Annotated in this window: 1 protein-coding gene; it reads right to left on the minus strand. The window is 49.5% G+C overall.

Annotated elements, in window-relative coordinates; all coding sequences use genetic code 11:
* Window positions 1–13: 13 nt before the first annotated feature.
* Window positions 14–638: RNA polymerase factor sigma-54 (locus tag ACTHUR_RS15285; RefSeq protein WP_440399481.1), on the minus strand; the 625-nt coding region annotated here is incomplete at its 5' end.

The raw sequence follows: 638 nt of genomic DNA on the forward strand, positions 1-638 counted from the left end.
GATCGGAATATATCTACTCGGTAAATTTTCGTTTGTGTGCCGGTGGTATGTCTAATGATTCTCTATATTTAGCAACTGTACGTCTGGCGATTTCAATGCCGCGTTGTTTTAATAATTTGACGAGGGCCTCGTCCGAATAAGGTTTGCTGCTGTCTTCGCTTTCAATCAGCTGGCTCAAGACAGCTTTGATTGCGCCTTGACTGAACCCTTCGCCGTCATCATCGGCATTGACTGCCTGTGTGAAGAAATAGCGTAACGCAAACAGGCCGCGCGGGCAAGACAAATATTTCTGGTTGGCAGCGCGCGAAATGGTGCTTTCCGCCAAACCCAATTCGGCGGCGGCATCTTTCATCAGCATGGGCGACAGGCCGATTTCTCCGAAGATGAAAAAATCTTCCTGATTTTTGACAATATACTCGGCAAGGCGGAGGACTGTGCTTTTGCGCAGTTCCAAAGAATCAATGCGCTGTTTGGCTTCACTGATTTTTTCCTTCCACTTCGGCGCGCCCTCTTCCGCCGATTTCATCAGGTCGCAATATTCCTGATTGAGCTGCAGCTTCGGCCAAGCCGCCTCGTTGCTGATGACTTCCCAGCCGTCCTTGCCCTCTTTGACCCAAACGTCAGGCTGAATATAAGGT

It is taken from the genome of Neisseria sp. P0021.S007, from assembly GCF_051956855.1.